An 18,560-nucleotide genomic window follows, 5' to 3' on the forward strand; every position below is an offset into this window, starting at 1 on the left:
ATCTAACGTCGAGCTGACGTTAATTATGAATCTTAGAAGAGTTAGCTTAATGACGCAAGTTATATTTATCCCCGATATTTATCCCGAGAGAAAAACATCATTAAACTTCAATACCAGCAAAGGTTCTATCAAAGGATGCTTCATTTTTCTTAAACTGAAATTTCCCTGACTTGATTCTGTATTTCTCACAAAAATGGAGGCAAAGAGACAGGTTTGACTATAGCATTTCATGGTTCCTGATCACCTGAAATAAAAATTGGTTAAAAATCTCTTGATTTGTTAGTAAATAAGTCGTAAAAGGCAATTTTATAATTGATTTATCCTTTGGCTGAGGTTTTTAATGCTTAACAATAAATTGATGGTGGGCTTAGTACAGGAAAAATGGTCTGAAAATAAAGACGAGCATCAAGAGAGACTTGCTGCTGGTATCCTTTCAGCAAGCCAACAAGGGGCTGAACTGGTCTGTTTACAAGAATTAACTTTAAGTCCTTATTTTTGTACAAGACCGGATGTCGATGGATCTCTTTATAAGGAAGATGTTGCAACAGGACCAACGGCAAAGTTTGTCAGTAAAATGGCTAAAGAAGCAAAGGTATGCATCACTGCTTCGCTGTTTGAAAAAGCAGGGTATAATACGGCAGTCGCTTTTAGTCCCTCAGGAGAACTGATAGCGGTTACACGTAAACAACATATACCAAGTGGTGAAAAGTATCATGAAGACTGCTATTTTAAACCAGGGAATTCAGATTATCCTGTTCATACAATAGCAGGGTATTCATTCGCTTTACCTACCTGTTATGATCAATGGTTTCCGGAGTTATCAAGAATTTATGGGTTGAAGGGGGCTGAGGTTATTGTTTATCCAACGGCTATAGGTGCAGAACCTACTGCTCCGGGTTTTGACAGTCAACCTATGTGGCAGAAGGTTATGGTGGCACAAGGGATCATGAGCAATACCTTCATTATTGCTGTTAACCGTATTGGCTGCGAAGATGGACTTGAGTTTTATGGCTCAAGTTTTATTAGCAATCCTATGGGTGAAATTTTGGCACAAGCTCCACGAAATAAACCCGCTGTGTTAGTTACAGAATTAGATTTTAGTCAACGACAGTTATGGGGACGTCTTTTCCCTTTTGCTTCACAACGAGAGCCAGAGACTTATCATGAGTTGGTTCGTATTTGAGTTAGGTTGTTTTTATGAGTTTTGATGCTGTTAATGATAATGATTTATACAATATAAGTCACTGGGGTGAAGGTTATTTTTCCATTAATCCACAAGGCAATATTGAAGTTTCGACAAATTCAACGTCAAAAGGCGTTGAATTGCAAAAAATTGTGAATGCAGCAGGGCGAGCGGGCTTACAATTACCGCTTCTGATCCGTTTCACTGATATTTTGCAGGATCGTGTTTCTCGCTTATATGAAGCCTTTTACAAGGCCATTGTTGAGACAGAATATAAGGGAAAATATAAACTGGTTTATCCTATTAAAGTAAATCAGCAGCAGTCCGTACTGAGAGAGCTGATGCGGGCACCTGAACATACCATTGGTCTTGAAGCGGGCAGCAAGCCTGAATTGATGGCTGTTATAGGGTTGTTAGGACAAAAACAGTCAACCATCATTTGTAATGGCTATAAAGACAGTAGTTATATTCGGACAGCACTCATTGCCCAACAAATGGGCCATGAGGTGTTTATCGTTATTGAAAAGCATTCAGAATTGCAAACCCTTTTACAAGAGGCGGAAAAATTAGCCGTACAACCTAAAATCGGCATTCGAGTACGTTTGATCACTAAAAGCGCAGGAAAGTGGGAAAACACAGGGGGCGTAAAATCCAAGTTTGGTTTGAATGCTGCTCAGGTTCTTGATGTTGTCGAGCAACTAAAAGAAAGAAATTCACTTCATTATTTACAATTAATGCACTGTCACTTGGGTTCACAAATTGCCAATATACAAGACTTGCGCCAATGTATGCAGGAAGTGGCCCGTTATTACGTTGAATTAAGATGTCTTGGAGCACCCATTTCCACTATTGATGTAGGGGGTGGACTTGCTGTCGATTATGAAGGAACACATTCCAATACGGATTGTTCAATGAATTACAGCATCCATGAATATGCAACCCATATTCTTCTGGCACTTCGTTATCTGTGCCAGGAAACAGACATGCCTGAACCTGATATTATTTCGGAATCAGGTCGAGCGTTAACAGCCCACCATGCCGTTTTAATAACCAATATAACTGACTTGGAAGCTGTGAAAAAAACCAGAGAATTACCACGTATTGAGCCGGACGATTCGCATGTTATCCATGAAATTTGGGATACTTACCAGGCACTTGCAGAAAGCCCTGCCAGTGAGATTTATCATTATGCCACGCATTCCTTAACAGAGGCATATTCAATGTTTAAACATGGCCTTCTTCATTTAAAGGAAAAGGCAAAAGTAGAGCAGTTGTACACTAATATTTGTTTGGAAATCCAGCAAAAGCTTGATGAGTCCAATCCTGGTGACAATGAACTTATTGCTGCCATTAATGAGCGATTGGCCACTAAGATTTTTTGTAATCTTTCTTTTTTTCAATCCATACCCGATGCTTGGGCTATCGGACAGATTTTTCCTGTCCTCCCTATTTCTCAATTAACTCCAAATCCTGAAATGCACGCTATATTACAGGATCTGACCTGTGATTCAGACGGCACAATTAAGCAATATACTGGAAACACGGTTTATAATAATACATTACGGCTGCCTGTTTATGATGAAAACAAGCCTTACCATTTGGGTTTTTTTCTGGTTGGTGCCTATCAGGAAATTTTAGGAAATTTACATAATTTATTTGGCGATACCAATTCCATGGATGTGAAATTAAAGGGCGGGGATGATTTTGAAATCACTGATCTCATCAGTGGTGATACAATAACGAATGTATTAAGTTTCGCTAACTATGACAGCAAGCGGCTTTTGCAATCTTATGAAAAACAGTTGCTTAATGCTGATTTGCCCAACGATAAAATTCAATTCTATTTAAATGAATTAAGAAGTATTTTTACCCAGCAGACCTATTTTGACAGTAAACAAAATAAAGGATACCTGTAATGCGACCCAATCAACATGGCTTTAAAATGCCAGCAGAATGGCATCATCATACACGCTGTTGGATGGCTTGGCCCTGTCATTTGCAAACCTGGGCAGCTATCGGTTTGGAGTCGGCTCGAAAGGCCTATGCAAATGTTGCTTCAGCGATTGCTCAATATGAACCTGTTTGGATGATTGTAAATCCAGAAGATTTAGAAAATGCCAAAAAGTATTGTAAAAATACTGTCCAGTATTTTCCACTCCCCATCAACGATTCCTGGATGCGGGACGCAGGACCTACTTTTTTAATCGATGAAAAGAATAAACTGGCAGGAGTAGATTGGATATATAATGCCTGGGGGGAAAATTACTCCGATTATCACCTTGATCAACAAATTGCCAGGGCTGTTATAAAAGAAAGTCAGGCAGATTATTTTCGTGCTCCTTTAGTGATGGAAGGCGGGTCTTTTCATGTGGATGGTGAAGGGACGTTATTAACTACTCGCGAATGCTTGTTGAATAAAAATCGAAATTCTCAGTTATCACAGACTGAAATTGAACAATATTTATCAGATTATTTAAGTGTAAGTAAAATCATTTGGCTGAATAAGGGCTTAATAGGTGACGACACCAATGGACATGTGGATGAGATTGCCTGTTTTCTTGCGCCAGGAAAGGTTCTCTGTTTAATCACAGAGGATAAGACAGATCCTAATTACGAGATATTGCAAGAAAATTTAAATATATTAAAGTCAGCAAGAGATGCCAATGATCGTTCCCTGGAAGTTTATACTATTCAACAACCGCCAGCTACTTATCTGAAAGGTGAGCGTTTAACGCTTTCCTACATCAATTTTTATCACGCCAATAAAGGCTTGGTCATTCCTGAGTTTGGTTACAAGGACTTTGATCAAGCGGCACTCGAGTTTTTCAGTGCATTTTATCCTGAATATAAGATTACTCAGATCAATGCATTGGATATTTTTGCTGGCGGTGGAGGAATCCATTGCATCACTCAACAGCAGCCAGCGGTCAAAATATCTTAGATGCCACAGTGTGGCCTAATGTTTATAAGGTGTCATTTTAAAAGGGTTTGGGTATTCTTTCTTCGGCTCATCCTGTGGCGTTAAATCCTGCTGTTGTTGAGCTTTCTTTTCTTTTTCCTGCGGTAGCTCTGATGCTGCCAATGCTTGTTGTTCCCGAGGGTTAGAAATATTGGTCATGACAGGGGTAGCGTCAACACCAAATCGCTCAAGGTGACGCAACATCATAATCATCGTGATATGAGGGATAGGTGCATTTATCGGGATTGCTGTAAGCGCGTTATTTATGAGATATTGTTGTTTTGGCGGTAAATTTTTGTTGAATTGATAGAGCTGATCACGCGTAATTTTTTTTGCATTATTACCATGTAAAAACTCAGTAACCTTTCTGTAAGAGTGAGAGGGTACTACTGTAGGTACAGGAGTAACCGATGGCCTTCTGGACAGGGCAGGAGAAGGTGAGTCCATTAAACTTTCAGGATTCTCCAATCTTTGCCGGACTATTGAGAGGGCGGCTTGAACCTGGTTTAGCTGATTGTTAATCAGAGTCTTATATTCATTAATCTGTTTTCCGCGTTCTTCCAATGAATCTGATTTTTTATCATAATGTTCGCGCTCAAACTCCATGTTCTCAATGACCATTTTTTTAACGCTGACATCCGCGCCCTTGGATTTTTGATATTCCTCTGCTGCTTCTTTTTTATCATCCTGGCTTAAAGTATGAATATCCTGATCAGCGTTGATGAGGTAGTACTGACCTTCATGTTCTACGATTTTCTTATCTCGTTTCAGAACAAAATCAGCCTTTGTCAGAGAATTTGTCAATTCTCCGTTTGCGTCAAATAAGTGCTTTTTATATTGAGATACATCTAACAAATCCGTCAGAAAAGCTTCTCTGAAATGTAGTCCATCCAGCTCGTGCAGGGCTGTTTTAACCTCTTTTTCTTTTCCTTCTGCTATCAACGTCGTAATTTGATTCGTTTTTTTGCTAATTTCTGTGGCGATCTTGTCAAGTTCACCCTGAAGTTTAGTGATAGCCTCGTTTTTTGCACGATCTTGCTCTTGAGTAAGCGGAAGAGGGGCAGCAATGGCCAAATCAGCTTCCAATTGAGAAAACTCAGTTTCCAGATCGGATAAGACTTGATTATAAATATCATGTTTAGTTTGCAGATCAGACAGTTGTAGCTGATGCTCTTCCAGATCTTTTGCTAAATCCTCCTCATCTTTTTCATACAATTTCTGCTCTTCCTGCAAGTATTTAAGTTCCGCTTCATAAGCCTCAAGAATGTCGTTGACAGCCTGATCATATGCAGAGCTTGATTTGGCTTCTGAGTGAGGAGTCTGATGCAGACGTTTATCGAGTTGCTCCATGATTTCTTCATTGACTGCTTGAGCCTTGGCTTCTCGATAAGCCAACAAACTGAGAAGCAAAAAGGCTAAGAGCCTGCGATGGAAAAGTTGCTCATCCTGAATTTCTATCCGACGTTCCTCTTGAATTGCCGCAATAAGGGCTAATTCAGCACCGATTTCGGCTTTTACCGTTTCTCCTGCTGGAGAATTTAAAAATTTAATCACATCTTCTGCATTCCTCAAACCAAAACGACCCAGAGTGACTGTGGATGTCCAATTGGAAAGCTGTTCTGCACTGAGTTGAACTTGTTTTTTGGAGGCTGTCTTTAATTGAAGAACTTCTTGAGCCATATGATTTGCCTTTTATAATGCCTTTTATTTATTATAAAGGATCTGGGTTGTTTAATCTAGTTTCATATTGTGCCAATATTATCACCAACATTGCTCTGCGGTTCCGGTAGGCGCGCCTGACGGTCCATTGGCAATGCCTTTAACACCCTGGTTATTCAATGTTAAGGTCTGACAGCGAGTATCATTGGTTGCCTGAGCATTTCGAGGAACAGCCTGAAGAGTATAGGTATTTGCAGTAGCGTTAATGACCAAGGTGTACCAACCTTCAGGAGATAAGTTATCGGCAGCAACATCGGTTGGATTTCCTGTTCCTATCGTCGCTGTCTGATAGGTGTTTTCTTCAGAATAATAACGTTCCATACGACTGGCCAGATCAAGCAACGCTGCTTGGCCGTCACTGCGCCTTGCCCGCGTGATATATTCTCGATAAGCAGGGTAAGCAATGCTGACGAGAATACCGGCAATAACCATGACAATCAATAGTTCAATGAGAGAAAATCCTTTCGTTTTCATAAAAGTTATCCTTTAATTATTAAATTATATTAAGCGTTGCGGACATATTTTTCAATTCAAGTTTTTCTTTACATCCGTTGACGATCTCTGGTGGTCTAAGGAGAAGTATGTCTTATACAATAAAGTGCTGGATAATGTGGGTCCAGGTTTGCTATTTTTTTAATAGATGGATATTTTTCTTTGTAAGAGAGCTTCTGCGCATGTTAATATGTATGAAAAATAAACAAGGTAAGTGATGACAAGTTATTGTGGATACATTGCTCTGGTCGGCCGACCAAATGTCGGGAAATCAACCCTGCTCAATCGCATTTTACAGCAAAAACTGAGCATTACTTCTAAAAAACCTCAAACCACAAGACATAACATTATTGGTGTTCATACGGATGAAGCCTACCAATATGTGTATGTTGATACACCAGGTATTCATCAGCATGCCAGAAAAGCCATGAACCGCATAATGAACAAATCGGCGATCAGCACCTTAAAAGATGTGGATGTGATTGTCTTTATTGTGGAAGGCACGCATTGGACAGAAGAAGACGAATATGTCTTGCGCTTGATTAAGCAATCCGATGCTCCTTGTTTTCTGGCGATAAATAAAGTGGATAAAATCGCTGATAAATCTCAATTATTGCCTTTCCTGGACAGAATGCAACAATGTCACGACTTTCATGCAATTATTCCAATATCGGCTAAAACAGGCATCCAGGTGGATAAATTGCAGGAACAATTAAAAGTCTATTTGCCTGAGGGGCCGCATTTTTTTGCTGAGGATCAGTTTACTGACCGTCCTGTTAAATTTCTTTGCGCTGAATTGTTGCGTGAAAAAATCTTTCGTCTTTGCGGCCAGGAATTACCGTATTCCACAACCGTTGATATTGAATCTTTTAAAGATGAAGGGGATTTGATACGAATCCATGCTTTAATTCTGGTCGATAAGGCTAATCACAAGCGTATGATTATCGGTGATAAAGGTCAGAAGCTGAAAGACATAGCAACTAGTGCCCGCCTAGATATGGAAAAACTACTGGACAAAAAAGTTTTTCTACAATGCTGGTGTAAAGTGAAATCAGGGTGGACTGAGGATAAAGGGATGCTGAAACAGTTAGGGTTTGATCATTAGCAATGCTTAACGGATGGCTTCTTTTTAAACGCGCATCAGGCGATAGCAGTGTGCAGGCCACTTTCTTTACACGTGAGCAGGGCGTGATTTCTTGCCTTTGCAAAGGATGGCGAGCAGCAAAGAAGAAATCCATACTACAAGCGTTTGTGCCATTATGGCTGTCTATTGATGAGCGTAGAGAATGGTATTATGCCCGCCGCATTGAATTCTCAGGCCCAATTCTGGAATTACAAGGTCAAGCTTTATTTTCCGGGCTTTATGTTAATGAGTTGCTTTATCATGCCTTAAAACCTTTAGATCCTGCTATAAAGCTTTATGACGCCTATCAGCAAACATTGATGTCATTAACTTGTATTCAGGATAAAATGGCTTTAGAGGCCGTGTTAAGGCGATTTGAATGGATACTACTGGAAGCTTGTGGTTATGCTGTCTCTTTTGCTGAAGAAGCTGGTACGCTAAAAGCCATAAAACCAGGATCTTTTTATCAATATGTCGCAGGAGAAGGATTTTACCCTGCTGCCCAAGGTATTGATGGGAGTTATCTTTTGGCGTTAGCGGAAAATAACTTAGAGTGTGCTGAGACGCTAAGAATTGCTAAATATATTATGCGTAAGGCGATTTCTCATTTGTTTGATGGCCGGGAAATTAAGTCTCGAGCCTTGTTTCAATCATAGGTAGACTTTTATTGACATTTGTTCCATTGTTGGCTGGGTGAAAACATGAAAGAGATTTTACTGGGTGTAAATATTGATCATATTGCAACGCTGCGACAGGCTCGAGGCACAAAGTATCCTGATCCTGTACAGGCAGCCATTGAAGCCGAAGAGGCCGGTGCTGATGGTATTACTTTACATATGCGTGAAGATCTTCGCCATATCCAGCCTCGTGATGTAAGATTGATTAAAGCAATATTACAAACACGTATGAACCTGGAATTAGCGGCAACAAATGCTATGCTTGAATTTGCAGAAGATATAAAACCTGAGCATAGTTGTCTGGTTCCTGAAAAACGAGAGGAATTAACGACAGAAGGTGGTCTGGATGTGATAACTCATCGAGAGAGCATCAGAAAAGCAGTTCAACGTTTGCAGGCCATTGGGAGTGAAGTCTCATTGTTTATTGATCCTGAGATAGAACAGATCGATGCGGCTAAAGAGGTTGGAGCGCCTGTTATTGAACTTCATACCGGTTGTTATGCTGAAGCGTCCACTACTGAAGAGCGTAACAAGGAATTACAACGTTTAAAAAATGCGGCGGAATACGCTCATGCTCAAAAATTAATTGTCAACGCAGGACATGGCTTGCATTATCATAATGTAAAACCCATAGCTGCAATATCGGTGTTTCATGAATTGAACATTGGCCATTCTATTATCGCGCGGGCATTGTTCAGTGGATTAAAACAGGCCGTGAAAGACATGCGGCAATTGATGCTGGAAGCAAGACATGATGGCGACTACTGAAGCGATTGTTATTCGTATTACCGGTGACTCAGGCGATGGTATGCAACTCATTGGTGAGCAACTTACCATCACCGCTGCCCTTACAGGCCATGATGTGCGTACTTTGCCGGATTTTCCTGCAGAAATTCGTGCGCCTGCAGGTACTGTTGCTGGCGTCTCCGGTTTTCAACTTGCCATGTCTGAAAAGGCCATTTTTACGGCTGGTGAGTCATTGGATGTATTAGTCGCTCTTAATCCGGCTGCATTAAAGCATTCCCTAGCTTATCTGGATCAAGGCGGATTGCTTTTGATCAATGAAGACAGTTTTAAGGTTAAAGATTGGAAAAAGGCCGGTCTTGATGAAGATTTCCTTAATAAAAATGCCGAACACTATCATATCATCTCTTTACCTTTAATGACCCTTTCAACTCAGGCTGTTTCTGGTTTGGAATTGGCTAAATCGCAAGCGCAAAAATGTAAAAATTTTTATGTGCTTGGCTTGGTATTGTGGTTATTTGATTTGCCCACGGAACATTGTTTGAGTTTTATAACTCATAAATTTCAAGATAAGCCGGTTATGGCCAAAGCGAATGAGCAGGCCATGATGGCCGGTTATAATTATGCCGCTACACTTGAGCTAAGCCGCAAGAATTATATGTTGGGGCAGGTTAATCGCGTTCCCGGAGATTATCGGCAAATCACGGGTGTTGAAGCGGTAGCACTGGCCGCTGCTACGGTCGCTGTCGGATGCCAGACCTCATTGCTGGTTTCAGGTTATCCTATTACTCCAGCTTCTGCTATTTTACAGGAATGTGCCAAATTGACTGAATATGGTGTCCAATTGCTGCAAGCCGAAGATGAAATCGCCGCACTTTGCTCATGTTTAGGGGCTGCTTATGGGGGTAAACTGGCATTGTCCTGCACATCTGGGCCTGGCTTTGATTTAAAAAGTGAGAGTCTCGGACTTGCTGTGATCGGCGAATTGCCCTTGGTCCTTGTTGATGTGCAAAGAGCAGGGGCTTCTACTGGACTGCCGACCAAAACAGGTCAAAGTGACTTGCGTCAGGCACTTTATGGCAGGCATGGGGAAGCACCTTTACCTGTATTAGCGGCACAGTCACCTGCCGATTGTTTTAATATTATTCTCGAAGCCTTTACAATGGCAGTTAAATACATGACACCTGTGGTGGTTTTACTGGATGCTTATCTGGCTAATGCAGCTGAGCCTTGGAAAATCCCTGATACGGCTGATTTAAACCTGCCTGTTCTTCATTTTAATCGTTTTAACAAACCTTATCAGAGGGATGAGGTGTTAAGCCGTAGCTGGAATGTTCCCGGTACTCCCGGCTTTATTTATCAGTTAGGTGGTCTGGAAAAACAAGGTGAAGATGGGAAAGTCAGTTATGAGGCTGAAAATCATCAGAAAATGGTCTCTTTACGTGCAAGTAAAATTAAAGGAATAAGTCGAGATTATCCTCCTTTAATCATTGAGGGGGACGAGAAAGCATCGATATTGCTTATCGGCTGGGGAAGTACCTATGGTGCTCTGAAAGCTGCCGTTGAACAATGTCTGTCATCTGATTTGCCAATTGCTCTTTTACATTTAAGACAATTAAATCCTTTACCTGATGACTTGGGAGTTGTTTTATCCCGTTATAGCAAGATTATTGTTGCGGAACTGAATTCCGGCCATCTTTGTCAATTGTTAAGAGCAGAATATCTTATCGACGCAAAGTCTATCAATCAATGCAACGGCCAGTCTTTTACGATAAATTATTTAATCAATGCCATCAAAGTGGAAGTCGGACATGAATGCCAGTTATAAGCGAGAAGATTTCAGTAACGACAATGAGGTGCGCTGGTGTCCAGGTTGTGGTGATTACGCTATTTTAGCAGCACTGCAAAAGGCTTTACCCGAAATTGGTTTACCTCCCGAGCAGCATGTCTTTGTTTCCGGAATTGGCTGTGCCGGACGCTTACCTTATTATATGAATGCTTATGGTTTTCATACCATTCACGGGCGAGCTACGGCTGTGGCTACAGGTTTAAAGGCCATGCGGGATGATCTCAGTGTATGGGTGATTACCGGTGATGGTGACGCTTTAAGTATTGGTGGCAATCATTTAATTCATTGTTTGCGTCGCAATGTGAATATCAAAATTCTGCTTTTCAATAATCAGGTGTATGGATTGACCAAAGGCCAGTTTTCACCGACTTCCCAACCGGGACAAATTACAAAGACTTCTCCTTATGGAGTAAGCAGTCAACCTGTTCATCCATTAGCTTTAGCATTGGCAGCAGGAGCGACTTTTATAGCAAGAGCAGTGGATAAGGATCCCAATCACTTGGCCTCTGTCTTGAAGGAGGCGCATGCCCACCAAGGCTGTTCTTTTATTGAAATTTATCAGGATTGTAATATTTTTAATAAGGGCATTTTTGATGCTTTTACGGTGAAAGCAAATCGAGCAGCTAATACGATCCTTCTGGAAGAAGGTAAACCCTTTACCTTTGGGGAAGATAATGAACACTGCCTGAAATGGATTAACGGGCAATTTTACATTGGCGCCAGGAAAGATACAGAGAATGACGTGCATGATCGGTCAGATTGGAACAAAGCCATGTGCCTATCTCAATTACATTTTCCCGATTTCCCGGTTCCTCTTGGTATTTATTATCAAACAGAGCAGCCTTCCTTTAAGTTGAGCAGAAAGATAAATAAATCATTAGAGGATTTGCCAGCCTTGTTCAGAAAGAAAGCCAGCTGGCAGCAGAAATAAATACGACTTATGACAAATTCCTTCAGTATAGGAGAAATGTCCGGACTTTTGTATTTTTTCAGTAAGGTCATTGAATATAAAATTTCATAGATACGTTAAATTAAGTCTGAACTATGTGAGCTTTGACGCTCTTCATTCAACTCAAACTTTAAAAGTATAAGTATTTTTTTCAGCCATATCTTGAGCTATTTTTTCATCATTGACAGTAAGATGCGGCTTCGTAACTTTTACACCGACTCCACCAAAACATCCACCATGCTCTATACTAATTGCGCCTGTGTTAATTTTTGGCATCTTAATGCAAGAACTGGGTTTCCTTCGGCTAAAGAAGAAATTTTCAAATTTTGCTTTCATTTTTATACCCTCAAATAAAAAAGATTTAATTACGTACATAAAGAATTTTATTTTGTAGTTATTAACAAAATATTATCATGTTGGGTATAAAGCGACACATATAAAGTTCTGGAAATACTTTTACAAATAAAAAAAATCCCGGCAATGGCCGGGATTATATAAAATGAACAATGTTTTTAGTCACGTCCTGAAAATGCACTTAACAGATTCAGCAGGCTGACAAAAAGATTATAGATGGATACAAATAATGTCACCGTAGCGGAAATGTAGTTGGTTTCTCCACCATGAATAATTTCACTGGTTTGAAAGAGAATTAATCCAGAGGAAATCAGCACGAAAGCGGCAGAGACTGCCAAATGGAGAGCAGGAATATTAAAGAATATACCTGCGATCATGGCTAGCAAGGCGATCATTACACCTACAAAAAGAAAACCACCCAAAAAACTGAAATCTTTTCTTGTTGTTAAAGCGTATCCGGATAAGGCAAAGAAAATCATGCCTGTTCCGCCAAGCGCTGTGGTTATCAATTGTGGGCCATTGGAAAAATTAGCAATGTAAAAGCTGAGTAAAGGCCCTAAGGTGTATCCCATAAAACCTGTAAAGGCAAATACGCTGATTAATCCAAGTGCACTGTTTCGTAAGGCATGTGTTAAAAACATCAAGCCATAAGCGCCAACTATCATAAACAATGGATTCAGTGGTTTTACTGCGAAAGCAAAAGATAGATAAGCACAAAAGGCAGAAAAGAAAAATGTCATGCTCAATAAAAGATAGGTGTTGCGCAGAACCTTATTGGTTGCGAGCACGGACTCTTTTTGTTGATTTAATATGGTAATGTTATTGCGGTTCATTCTGGCTAACTCCTGGTTATTTATAAATTTAGTCTAGCATATATGTGGCCAAATTGCTTGAGTTTCAAGTCTATATCTCTTATGGAGGATGATCAATATGATATAATTATTATACCGTAAATTTAAACACCGTAACTTGGCTTTACAGAAATTTTAAATTTGAATATATCGCAAAACTGGCCCTAACTTACGAAACCCAATCTTTTTTTATAAAACTCCGAACTGGGGTTATAAAAAAATTTTTAAATTCAATCGTTTATTTCGTATAAATATCCCTTTTTCTGAAAACATTTTATGCCTTGATCTTGGCTTTTTTCATAAGTCGCAGACTATATAAATTCAATTTGCTGCCTGCCTGTATCTGTGGGATAATTTTTTGTTCTTATTAAAACAGATTGGGTTGAAATGATGGAAGAGAATAAACAAAAAGCTTTAACTGCCGCACTCGCACAAATAGAACGACAATTCGGTAAAGGCTCTGTGATGCGTATGGGAGACAGCACGGTCAGTCGCGATATTGAAGCCATTTCTACCGGCTCGCTAGGTCTGGATATTGCTCTCGGTATAGGTGGATTGCCAAGAGGAAGAGTCGTTGAGATTTATGGTCCTGAATCTTCAGGAAAAACCACGTTAACCTTGCAGGTTATCGCAGAATGTCAGAAGAAAGGGGGTACCGCTGCTTTTGTGGATGCTGAGCATGCGCTGGACCCTAGTTATGCAGCAAAACTTGGTGTGAATGTAGATGATTTGTTAGTATCGCAGCCAGACACCGGAGAGCAGGCTTTGGAAATTACCGATATGCTTGTACGTTCTTCTGCTGTGGATGTGGTGATCGTTGATTCAGTAGCCGCCTTGACACCCAAAGCCGAGATTGAAGGAGAAATGGGAGATGCTCACGTGGGTTTGCAGGCACGCTTAATGTCTCAGGCTCTGCGCAAACTGACCGCAAATATTAAACGCTCAAATACTTTGGTTGTATTTATCAACCAGATTCGTATGAAAATTGGTGTAATGTTTGGAAATCCTGAAACCACGACGGGAGGTAATGCACTTAAATTTTATGCTTCCGTACGTTTGGATATCCGTCGAACAGGCTCCATTAAAAAAGGCGAAGAAATTTATGGTAATGAAACGCGAGTGAAAGTGGTGAAAAATAAAGTGGCTCCTCCTTTCAAAACCACTGATTTTGATATTCTTTATAATGAAGGAATTTCCCGGGAGAGTGAAATTATTAATTTAGGTGTACAATTGAACCTAATTGAAAAGGCCGGGGCCTGGTACAGTTATAATCAGGAAAAAATTGGGCAGGGCAAGGAAAATGTACGTGTTTATCTTAAGGAGAACCCGCAGATAACGGCAACCATTGAACAGAAAATCCGCGAACAACTCCTGACCAAACCCCTTTCCACTGTTCAGGAGTCCGCAGAGTTAGTGGATGATTAAGGCTTTTGATAATGCAGCGCGCCTGTTAGCCAGGCGTGAGCATGGTGCACAAGAGTTAATCCATAAATTGATGCAGAAAGGCTATACTCGAGAAGAGGCAGATGATGCACTTGCTAAATGCCAGCACTTGGGTTTACAAAATGAAAAGCGTTTTATTGAAGCTGTCTTGAATTTAAGAATGCGTCAGGGATATGGCCCGCAAAAAATTAAGCAGGAATTGCAGTCGAAGCAGGTTGACTCTGAGCTGCTTGACGATCTTTTGCTTGATGAAGAGATGGATTGGTTAGGCTGTGCTCTGAAAGTCTGGTATAAAAAAAACAAGGATATTGAACTTGATTTTGTTCAATTGCAAAAAATGAAGCGATTTTTGCTTTACCGTGGATTTCCTTCAGATATTATTCAACAGGTGGTTTGTGAAGTTAAGCCGACCAGTTAGATTTTTAGCCTGATATTTATAAGTTAGAAAGTTGCCATTATGAAAAGTTCTGAAATTAGACAAGCCTTTTTTGATTTTTTTGTAAAACATGGACACCAGGTAGTGCCTTCCAGCTCCCTGGTTCCCGTAAATGATCCTACCTTGTTATTCACTAATGCCGGTATGGTGCAGTTTAAAGAGGTTTTTTTAGGTCTGGAGTCAAAGTCTTATAAGCGTGCGGTGAGTTCCCAGCGTTGTTTACGTGCCGGTGGAAAACATAATGATTTGGAGAATGTAGGCTATACGGCAAGACACCATACCTTTTTTGAAATGCTGGGTAATTTCAGTTTTGGCGACTATTTTAAACGAGAAGCCATTCAATATGCCTGGGAATTTTTAACCAAGATTTTAAAGCTGCCACCCGAGCGATTATGGGTCACGGTTTATCAAGATGATGATGAGGCAGCCGAGCTTTGGTTAAAGGAAATGGGTGTTTCTCCAGAACGTTTTTCCCGTTGCGGCGAGAAAGATAATTTCTGGTCCATGGGCGATACAGGCCCCTGTGGTCCTTGCACGGAAATTTTTTATGATCATGGGCCTGAGATACCTGGCGGCCCTCCAGGGAGTGAAGATGAAGATGGAGATCGTTATATAGAAATCTGGAATCTGGTTTTTATGCAATATAATCGGGATAAAGAAGGTAAACTGCATCCTTTACCTAAACCATCGGTGGATACCGGAATGGGGCTTGAGCGTATTGCTGCAGTTGTACAGGGTGTGCACAATAACTATCATATTGATTTGTTCCAGCATATTATTAGGTTCATTGCTCGTTTAGCTCCCGGCGTTTCCCTAGAGCACCCTTCATTAAAAGTCATTGCTGATCATATCCGTGCTTGTGCCTTTTTGATTTGTGATGGTGTGATACCAGGCAATGAGGGCCGAGGTTATGTCTTGAGACGTATTATCCGGCGTGCGATTCGTCATGGTCATAAACTGGGCATATCCTCTCCTTTTTTTAGTCAGTTGCTAGAGCCTTTAATCGAGGTGATGGGGGATGCCTATCCTGAATTAAATACGCACAAAGCACAGATTGTGCGGATTTTGGATCAGGAAGAAAATCAGTTTAATAGAACTCTGGATCAAGGCTTGCGTTTATTACAGGAAGGAATTGAAGAGCTTTCCGGGAAAAAAATTCCAGGCCAGTTGGCCTTTAAATTATACGATACTTATGGTTTCCCAGTTGATTTAACGGCAGATATCGCACGTGAGCAGGGTCTTGAAGTTGATATGGAAGGCTTTAACGAATGCATGCAGCAGCAACGGAAGATGTCTCAATCAGCAAGCCAGTTTAACGTAGATTATTCCCAGTCGCCTCAATTGGAGAAGGATTCAACCTTTCATGGTTATGAGAAAGAAAGCCTGCACTCCAAAATTATCGCATTGCTTGTTGATGGAAAAATCATCGATAAGTTACCCAAAAACAGTAAGGGTGCCGTTGTTCTTGATCACACACCTTTTTATGCTGAAAGTGGTGGTCAGGTAGGAGATAAGGGATACATTTCCAATGATCATATGACTTTTAGAGTAGAAGATACACAACATATAGGACAGGCCATTGTTCATCATGGAGAAGTAGTAGAAGGTGAATTAACGCTTCATCAGGATGTTTATGCGCAAGTAGACAGCGAGCGGCGTAATGCCATTCGATTAAATCATACAGCAACCCATTTACTTCATGCCGCATTAAAAAACATACTTGGGCCACATATACAGCAAAAGGGTTCACTGGTGGATGCTGAGCGGGCACGCTTTGATTTTTCTCATTTTGAAACCTTATCGAAGAGCCAAATTCGTGCTATTGAAGATCTGGTCAATGAGAAAATTCGCGATAACGAAGAAGTACAAACAGAAATCATGAAGATTGAGGATGCAAAACAAAGCGGAGCGGTAGCTTTATTTGGTGAGAAATACAGCGATGAAGTGCGGGTATTGACCATGGGGGAATTTTCCAAGGAATTGTGCGGCGGTACACATGCAAGACGTACAGGGGATATTGGGCTTTTTAAAATCATTAGTGAGTACGGTATTGCCAGCGGCATAAGACGGTTGGAAATGGTAACGGGCCGCTATGCCTTACAATGGTTCGATCAGCAGCAGGATGTATTGGAAGACATTGCCAGCTCGTTGAAAACATCGCCATCACAAGCTCATCAGAAAGTCACTCAGCTTATTCAGAGCAATAAACGTATGGAAAAAGAAATATCTCAGTTGAGAGAAAAAATAGCGCATAAATCCGGAGAAGATCTGACGGCTGAAATAGAGAAAATAGAGGGTATTGAATTACTGGTAAAACATATGGAAGGTATGGACATGAAGGCAATGAGAGCTCTGCTTGATCAATTAAAGTCTAAGCTGGCTTCTTCGGTCATTATCTTATATTCCATTGATGATTCTAAAATCAATGTTATTGCTGGTATTAATAAAGCTGTTTTGGGACAGGTGCCGAGCGCTGCTCATTTCGTCAGACATCTTTGCGGTAAAGGCGGGGGGCGCGATGATATGGCGCAGGGAGGGGGACCTGTTCCTGAGGATCTTGAGATACGACTTGCACAGATAAAATCCATGGTTAAAGGAAAACAGAAAGTTTGAGTGCTGTTTTCATGATAGCCTCTTTGCTGCTAATTTTAGGAAATTGCGACGTCTCATTGAATGGTTTGTCTCGATAAAATGCTTTGGTTTCCAGTTGTTTATATTTTTATACAGTTATAATGCTATGCTTTTAATGACGGATCATTAAAAAGGAGCGAACTATGGCTGAATTACTTAATTTGATCGCCTTGATCGTTATTGTGGGGGTCGTGATGTGGTTGATTAATGCCTATATTCCGATGCCGCCGGCAATAAAAAGTTTGTTAAATATATTGGTTGTTATTCTTTTAATTGTGTATATTTTGCAATTTTTTGGTTTAATTAAACCTGTATTCCCTACAATAAAAATTTTTCGATAGGCAGATAGGATAGGTAAGATCTTTGTATGGGCTATTTATTGGTAAGGGGCAAGTGCTCAGTCCTGAGCACTTGCGATTCATATTTTTCTCATTCTTTGGTAAAGAAAGAATGGAAGACCTCCTATAATGGTCATAATTAGCCGCCAGAAATGAGGATAATAAATGAATTTCTTGCCTGCATTCATGGCCTTCCAGCAAGCCTTTGCGCAATTTTCAGGTTTTGCCGCATAAAAAACACCTTTCTGACCATAGGTTTGTCGGGTATCAATAAACCCAAGTCTGATAATGGTGATGAATTGATTTGGTTTTGCCCCCTGTTGCAGTCCTTCCAAATAGACTTCTATCGCAGCTTTACTTCCCCCATAGAGGCTGTTTTTCATACGACCTCGATGAGCAGCTACAGAGCTGAGAAAAATTAATCGGTGTTTTTTTTGACGGCGACTAAGATAACTATGGATAATTTGACAGGTACTTAAAACATTGGTTTTCAACATTCGCTCAATGATGGCAGGTGTCAAATTATCGTTATTATCTATTTCACTATGAGCTATGAATAAATCAAACTCTTTTTTGCCATTCTCCAAAAGGTGAAGCAAAAGATCGATATCCGAGCTTAAATCAAGAACTAAAATATCACAAGGAATCTTGTAACGTAATTGAATGTCAGAGGCAATGATCTGCAATTGGTTTTCCTTGCGACCAATGAGAAGAAGTGCCTGTTTTTCCTGTGCGGCAATATGAGCAAACTTCTGTGCAATAATAGAAGTAGCTCCAAGTATAATCCATTGACGTTTTTTCATTATGGTGGC

Annotated in this window: 17 protein-coding genes; 12 read left to right on the forward strand and 5 right to left on the reverse strand. The window is 40.5% G+C overall.

Features of this window, described 5'->3' with window-relative positions:
- Positions 1-340 precede the first annotated feature (340 nt).
- Genes E4T55_RS14300 through E4T55_RS14310 form a run of 3 tightly spaced genes read left to right on the forward strand, consistent with a single transcriptional unit; the run spans position 341 to position 4,124 of the window.
- Entirely contained in the window at positions 341-1,183 is an 843-nt protein-coding gene (locus tag E4T55_RS14300) for a carbon-nitrogen hydrolase (RefSeq protein ID WP_058501743.1), read from the forward strand.
- A 14-nt stretch (positions 1,184-1,197) separates the two neighbouring features.
- Positions 1,198-3,099 carry a biosynthetic arginine decarboxylase gene (gene speA / locus E4T55_RS14305; protein WP_058501742.1) on the forward strand — a complete coding sequence of 634 codons (1,902 nt, stop codon included), beginning with the start codon at positions 1,198-1,200 and terminating at the stop codon, positions 3,097-3,099.
- Positions 3,099-4,124, forward strand: coding sequence for an agmatine deiminase family protein (locus E4T55_RS14310; RefSeq protein ID WP_058501741.1), 1,026 nt, complete (start codon positions 3,099-3,101; stop codon positions 4,122-4,124). Before speA ends, E4T55_RS14310 begins: the two co-directional genes overlap by 1 nt.
- 15 nt (positions 4,125-4,139) lie before the next feature.
- On the opposite strand, the gene E4T55_RS14315 is transcribed toward E4T55_RS14310, so the two are convergent.
- Complete coding sequence (locus E4T55_RS14315; RefSeq protein ID WP_058501740.1) at positions 4,140-5,822, reverse strand: hypothetical protein; 1,683 nt, start codon at positions 5,820-5,822, stop codon at positions 4,140-4,142.
- Between the two features lie 81 nt (positions 5,823-5,903).
- A complete protein-coding gene (locus E4T55_RS14320; RefSeq protein ID WP_058501739.1) occupies positions 5,904-6,335 on the reverse strand; it encodes a type IV pilin protein in 432 nt (143 codons plus the stop codon).
- A gap of 235 nt (positions 6,336-6,570) precedes the next feature.
- Here E4T55_RS14320 and era point away from each other — a divergent pair, with 235 nt between their 5' ends.
- The 5 genes from era to E4T55_RS14345 are packed head-to-tail and all read left to right on the forward strand — an operon-like array spanning position 6,571 to position 11,677.
- A complete protein-coding gene (era, locus tag E4T55_RS14325) occupies positions 6,571-7,458 on the forward strand; it encodes a GTPase Era (protein ID WP_058501738.1) in 888 nt (295 codons plus the stop codon).
- A gap of 2 nt (positions 7,459-7,460) precedes the next feature.
- Positions 7,461-8,132: a DNA repair protein RecO gene (gene recO / locus E4T55_RS14330; protein ID WP_058501737.1), complete on the forward strand. Its 672-nt coding sequence runs from the start codon at positions 7,461-7,463 to the stop codon at positions 8,130-8,132.
- A gap of 45 nt (positions 8,133-8,177) precedes the next feature.
- Positions 8,178-8,921 (forward strand): pyridoxine 5'-phosphate synthase, encoded by a 744-nt coding sequence (pdxJ, locus tag E4T55_RS14335; protein WP_058501736.1) that lies wholly within the window; start codon positions 8,178-8,180, stop codon positions 8,919-8,921.
- Positions 8,908-10,725 (forward strand): 2-oxoacid:acceptor oxidoreductase subunit alpha, encoded by a 1,818-nt coding sequence (locus E4T55_RS14340; protein WP_058501768.1) that lies wholly within the window; start codon positions 8,908-8,910, stop codon positions 10,723-10,725. The genes pdxJ and E4T55_RS14340 overlap by 14 nt, the downstream gene beginning before the upstream one ends.
- Entirely contained in the window at positions 10,709-11,677 is a 969-nt protein-coding gene (locus E4T55_RS14345; protein WP_058501735.1) for a 2-oxoacid:ferredoxin oxidoreductase subunit beta, read from the forward strand. The genes E4T55_RS14340 and E4T55_RS14345 overlap by 17 nt, the downstream gene beginning before the upstream one ends.
- A 141-nt stretch (positions 11,678-11,818) precedes the next feature.
- Here E4T55_RS14345 and E4T55_RS14350 read toward each other — a convergent pair whose 3' ends face one another.
- Together E4T55_RS14350 and E4T55_RS14355 are read right to left on the reverse strand one after the other, a co-directional pair.
- Positions 11,819-12,031 carry a hypothetical protein gene (locus E4T55_RS14350; RefSeq protein WP_058501734.1) on the reverse strand — a complete coding sequence of 71 codons (213 nt, stop codon included), beginning with the start codon at positions 12,029-12,031 and terminating at the stop codon, positions 11,819-11,821.
- A gap of 176 nt (positions 12,032-12,207) precedes the next feature.
- Entirely contained in the window at positions 12,208-12,882 is a 675-nt protein-coding gene (locus E4T55_RS14355) for a Bax inhibitor-1/YccA family protein (RefSeq protein ID WP_058501733.1), read from the reverse strand.
- A 408-nt stretch (positions 12,883-13,290) separates the two neighbouring features.
- On the opposite strand from E4T55_RS14355, the gene recA reads away from it, so the two are divergent.
- From recA to E4T55_RS14375, 4 genes are all read left to right on the forward strand, one after another.
- Complete coding sequence (gene recA / locus E4T55_RS14360; RefSeq protein WP_058501767.1) at positions 13,291-14,325, forward strand: recombinase RecA; 1,035 nt, start codon at positions 13,291-13,293, stop codon at positions 14,323-14,325.
- A complete protein-coding gene (recX, locus tag E4T55_RS14365) occupies positions 14,318-14,761 on the forward strand; it encodes a recombination regulator RecX (protein WP_058501732.1) in 444 nt (147 codons plus the stop codon). Before recA ends, recX begins: the two co-directional genes overlap by 8 nt.
- Positions 14,762-14,800: 39 nt before the next feature.
- On the forward strand, positions 14,801-17,392 hold the full coding sequence (gene alaS, locus E4T55_RS14370; RefSeq protein WP_058501731.1) for an alanine--tRNA ligase: 2,592 nt from the start codon (positions 14,801-14,803) through the stop codon (positions 17,390-17,392).
- A 161-nt stretch (positions 17,393-17,553) separates the two neighbouring features.
- The gene (locus E4T55_RS14375) at positions 17,554-17,751 is read left to right on the forward strand and encodes a Thivi_2564 family membrane protein (RefSeq protein ID WP_058501730.1); all 198 of its coding nucleotides are present in this window, start codon (positions 17,554-17,556) and stop codon (positions 17,749-17,751) included.
- Positions 17,752-17,828: 77 nt separating this feature from the next.
- Here E4T55_RS14375 and E4T55_RS14380 read toward each other — a convergent pair whose 3' ends face one another.
- Positions 17,829-18,551 (reverse strand): SDR family NAD(P)-dependent oxidoreductase, encoded by a 723-nt coding sequence (locus E4T55_RS14380; RefSeq protein ID WP_058501729.1) that lies wholly within the window; start codon positions 18,549-18,551, stop codon positions 17,829-17,831.
- Positions 18,552-18,560 lie beyond the last annotated feature (9 nt).

The sequence above is a fragment of the Legionella israelensis genome (assembly GCF_004571175.1).
Taxonomy (GTDB): domain Bacteria; phylum Pseudomonadota; class Gammaproteobacteria; order Legionellales; family Legionellaceae; genus Legionella_D; species Legionella_D israelensis.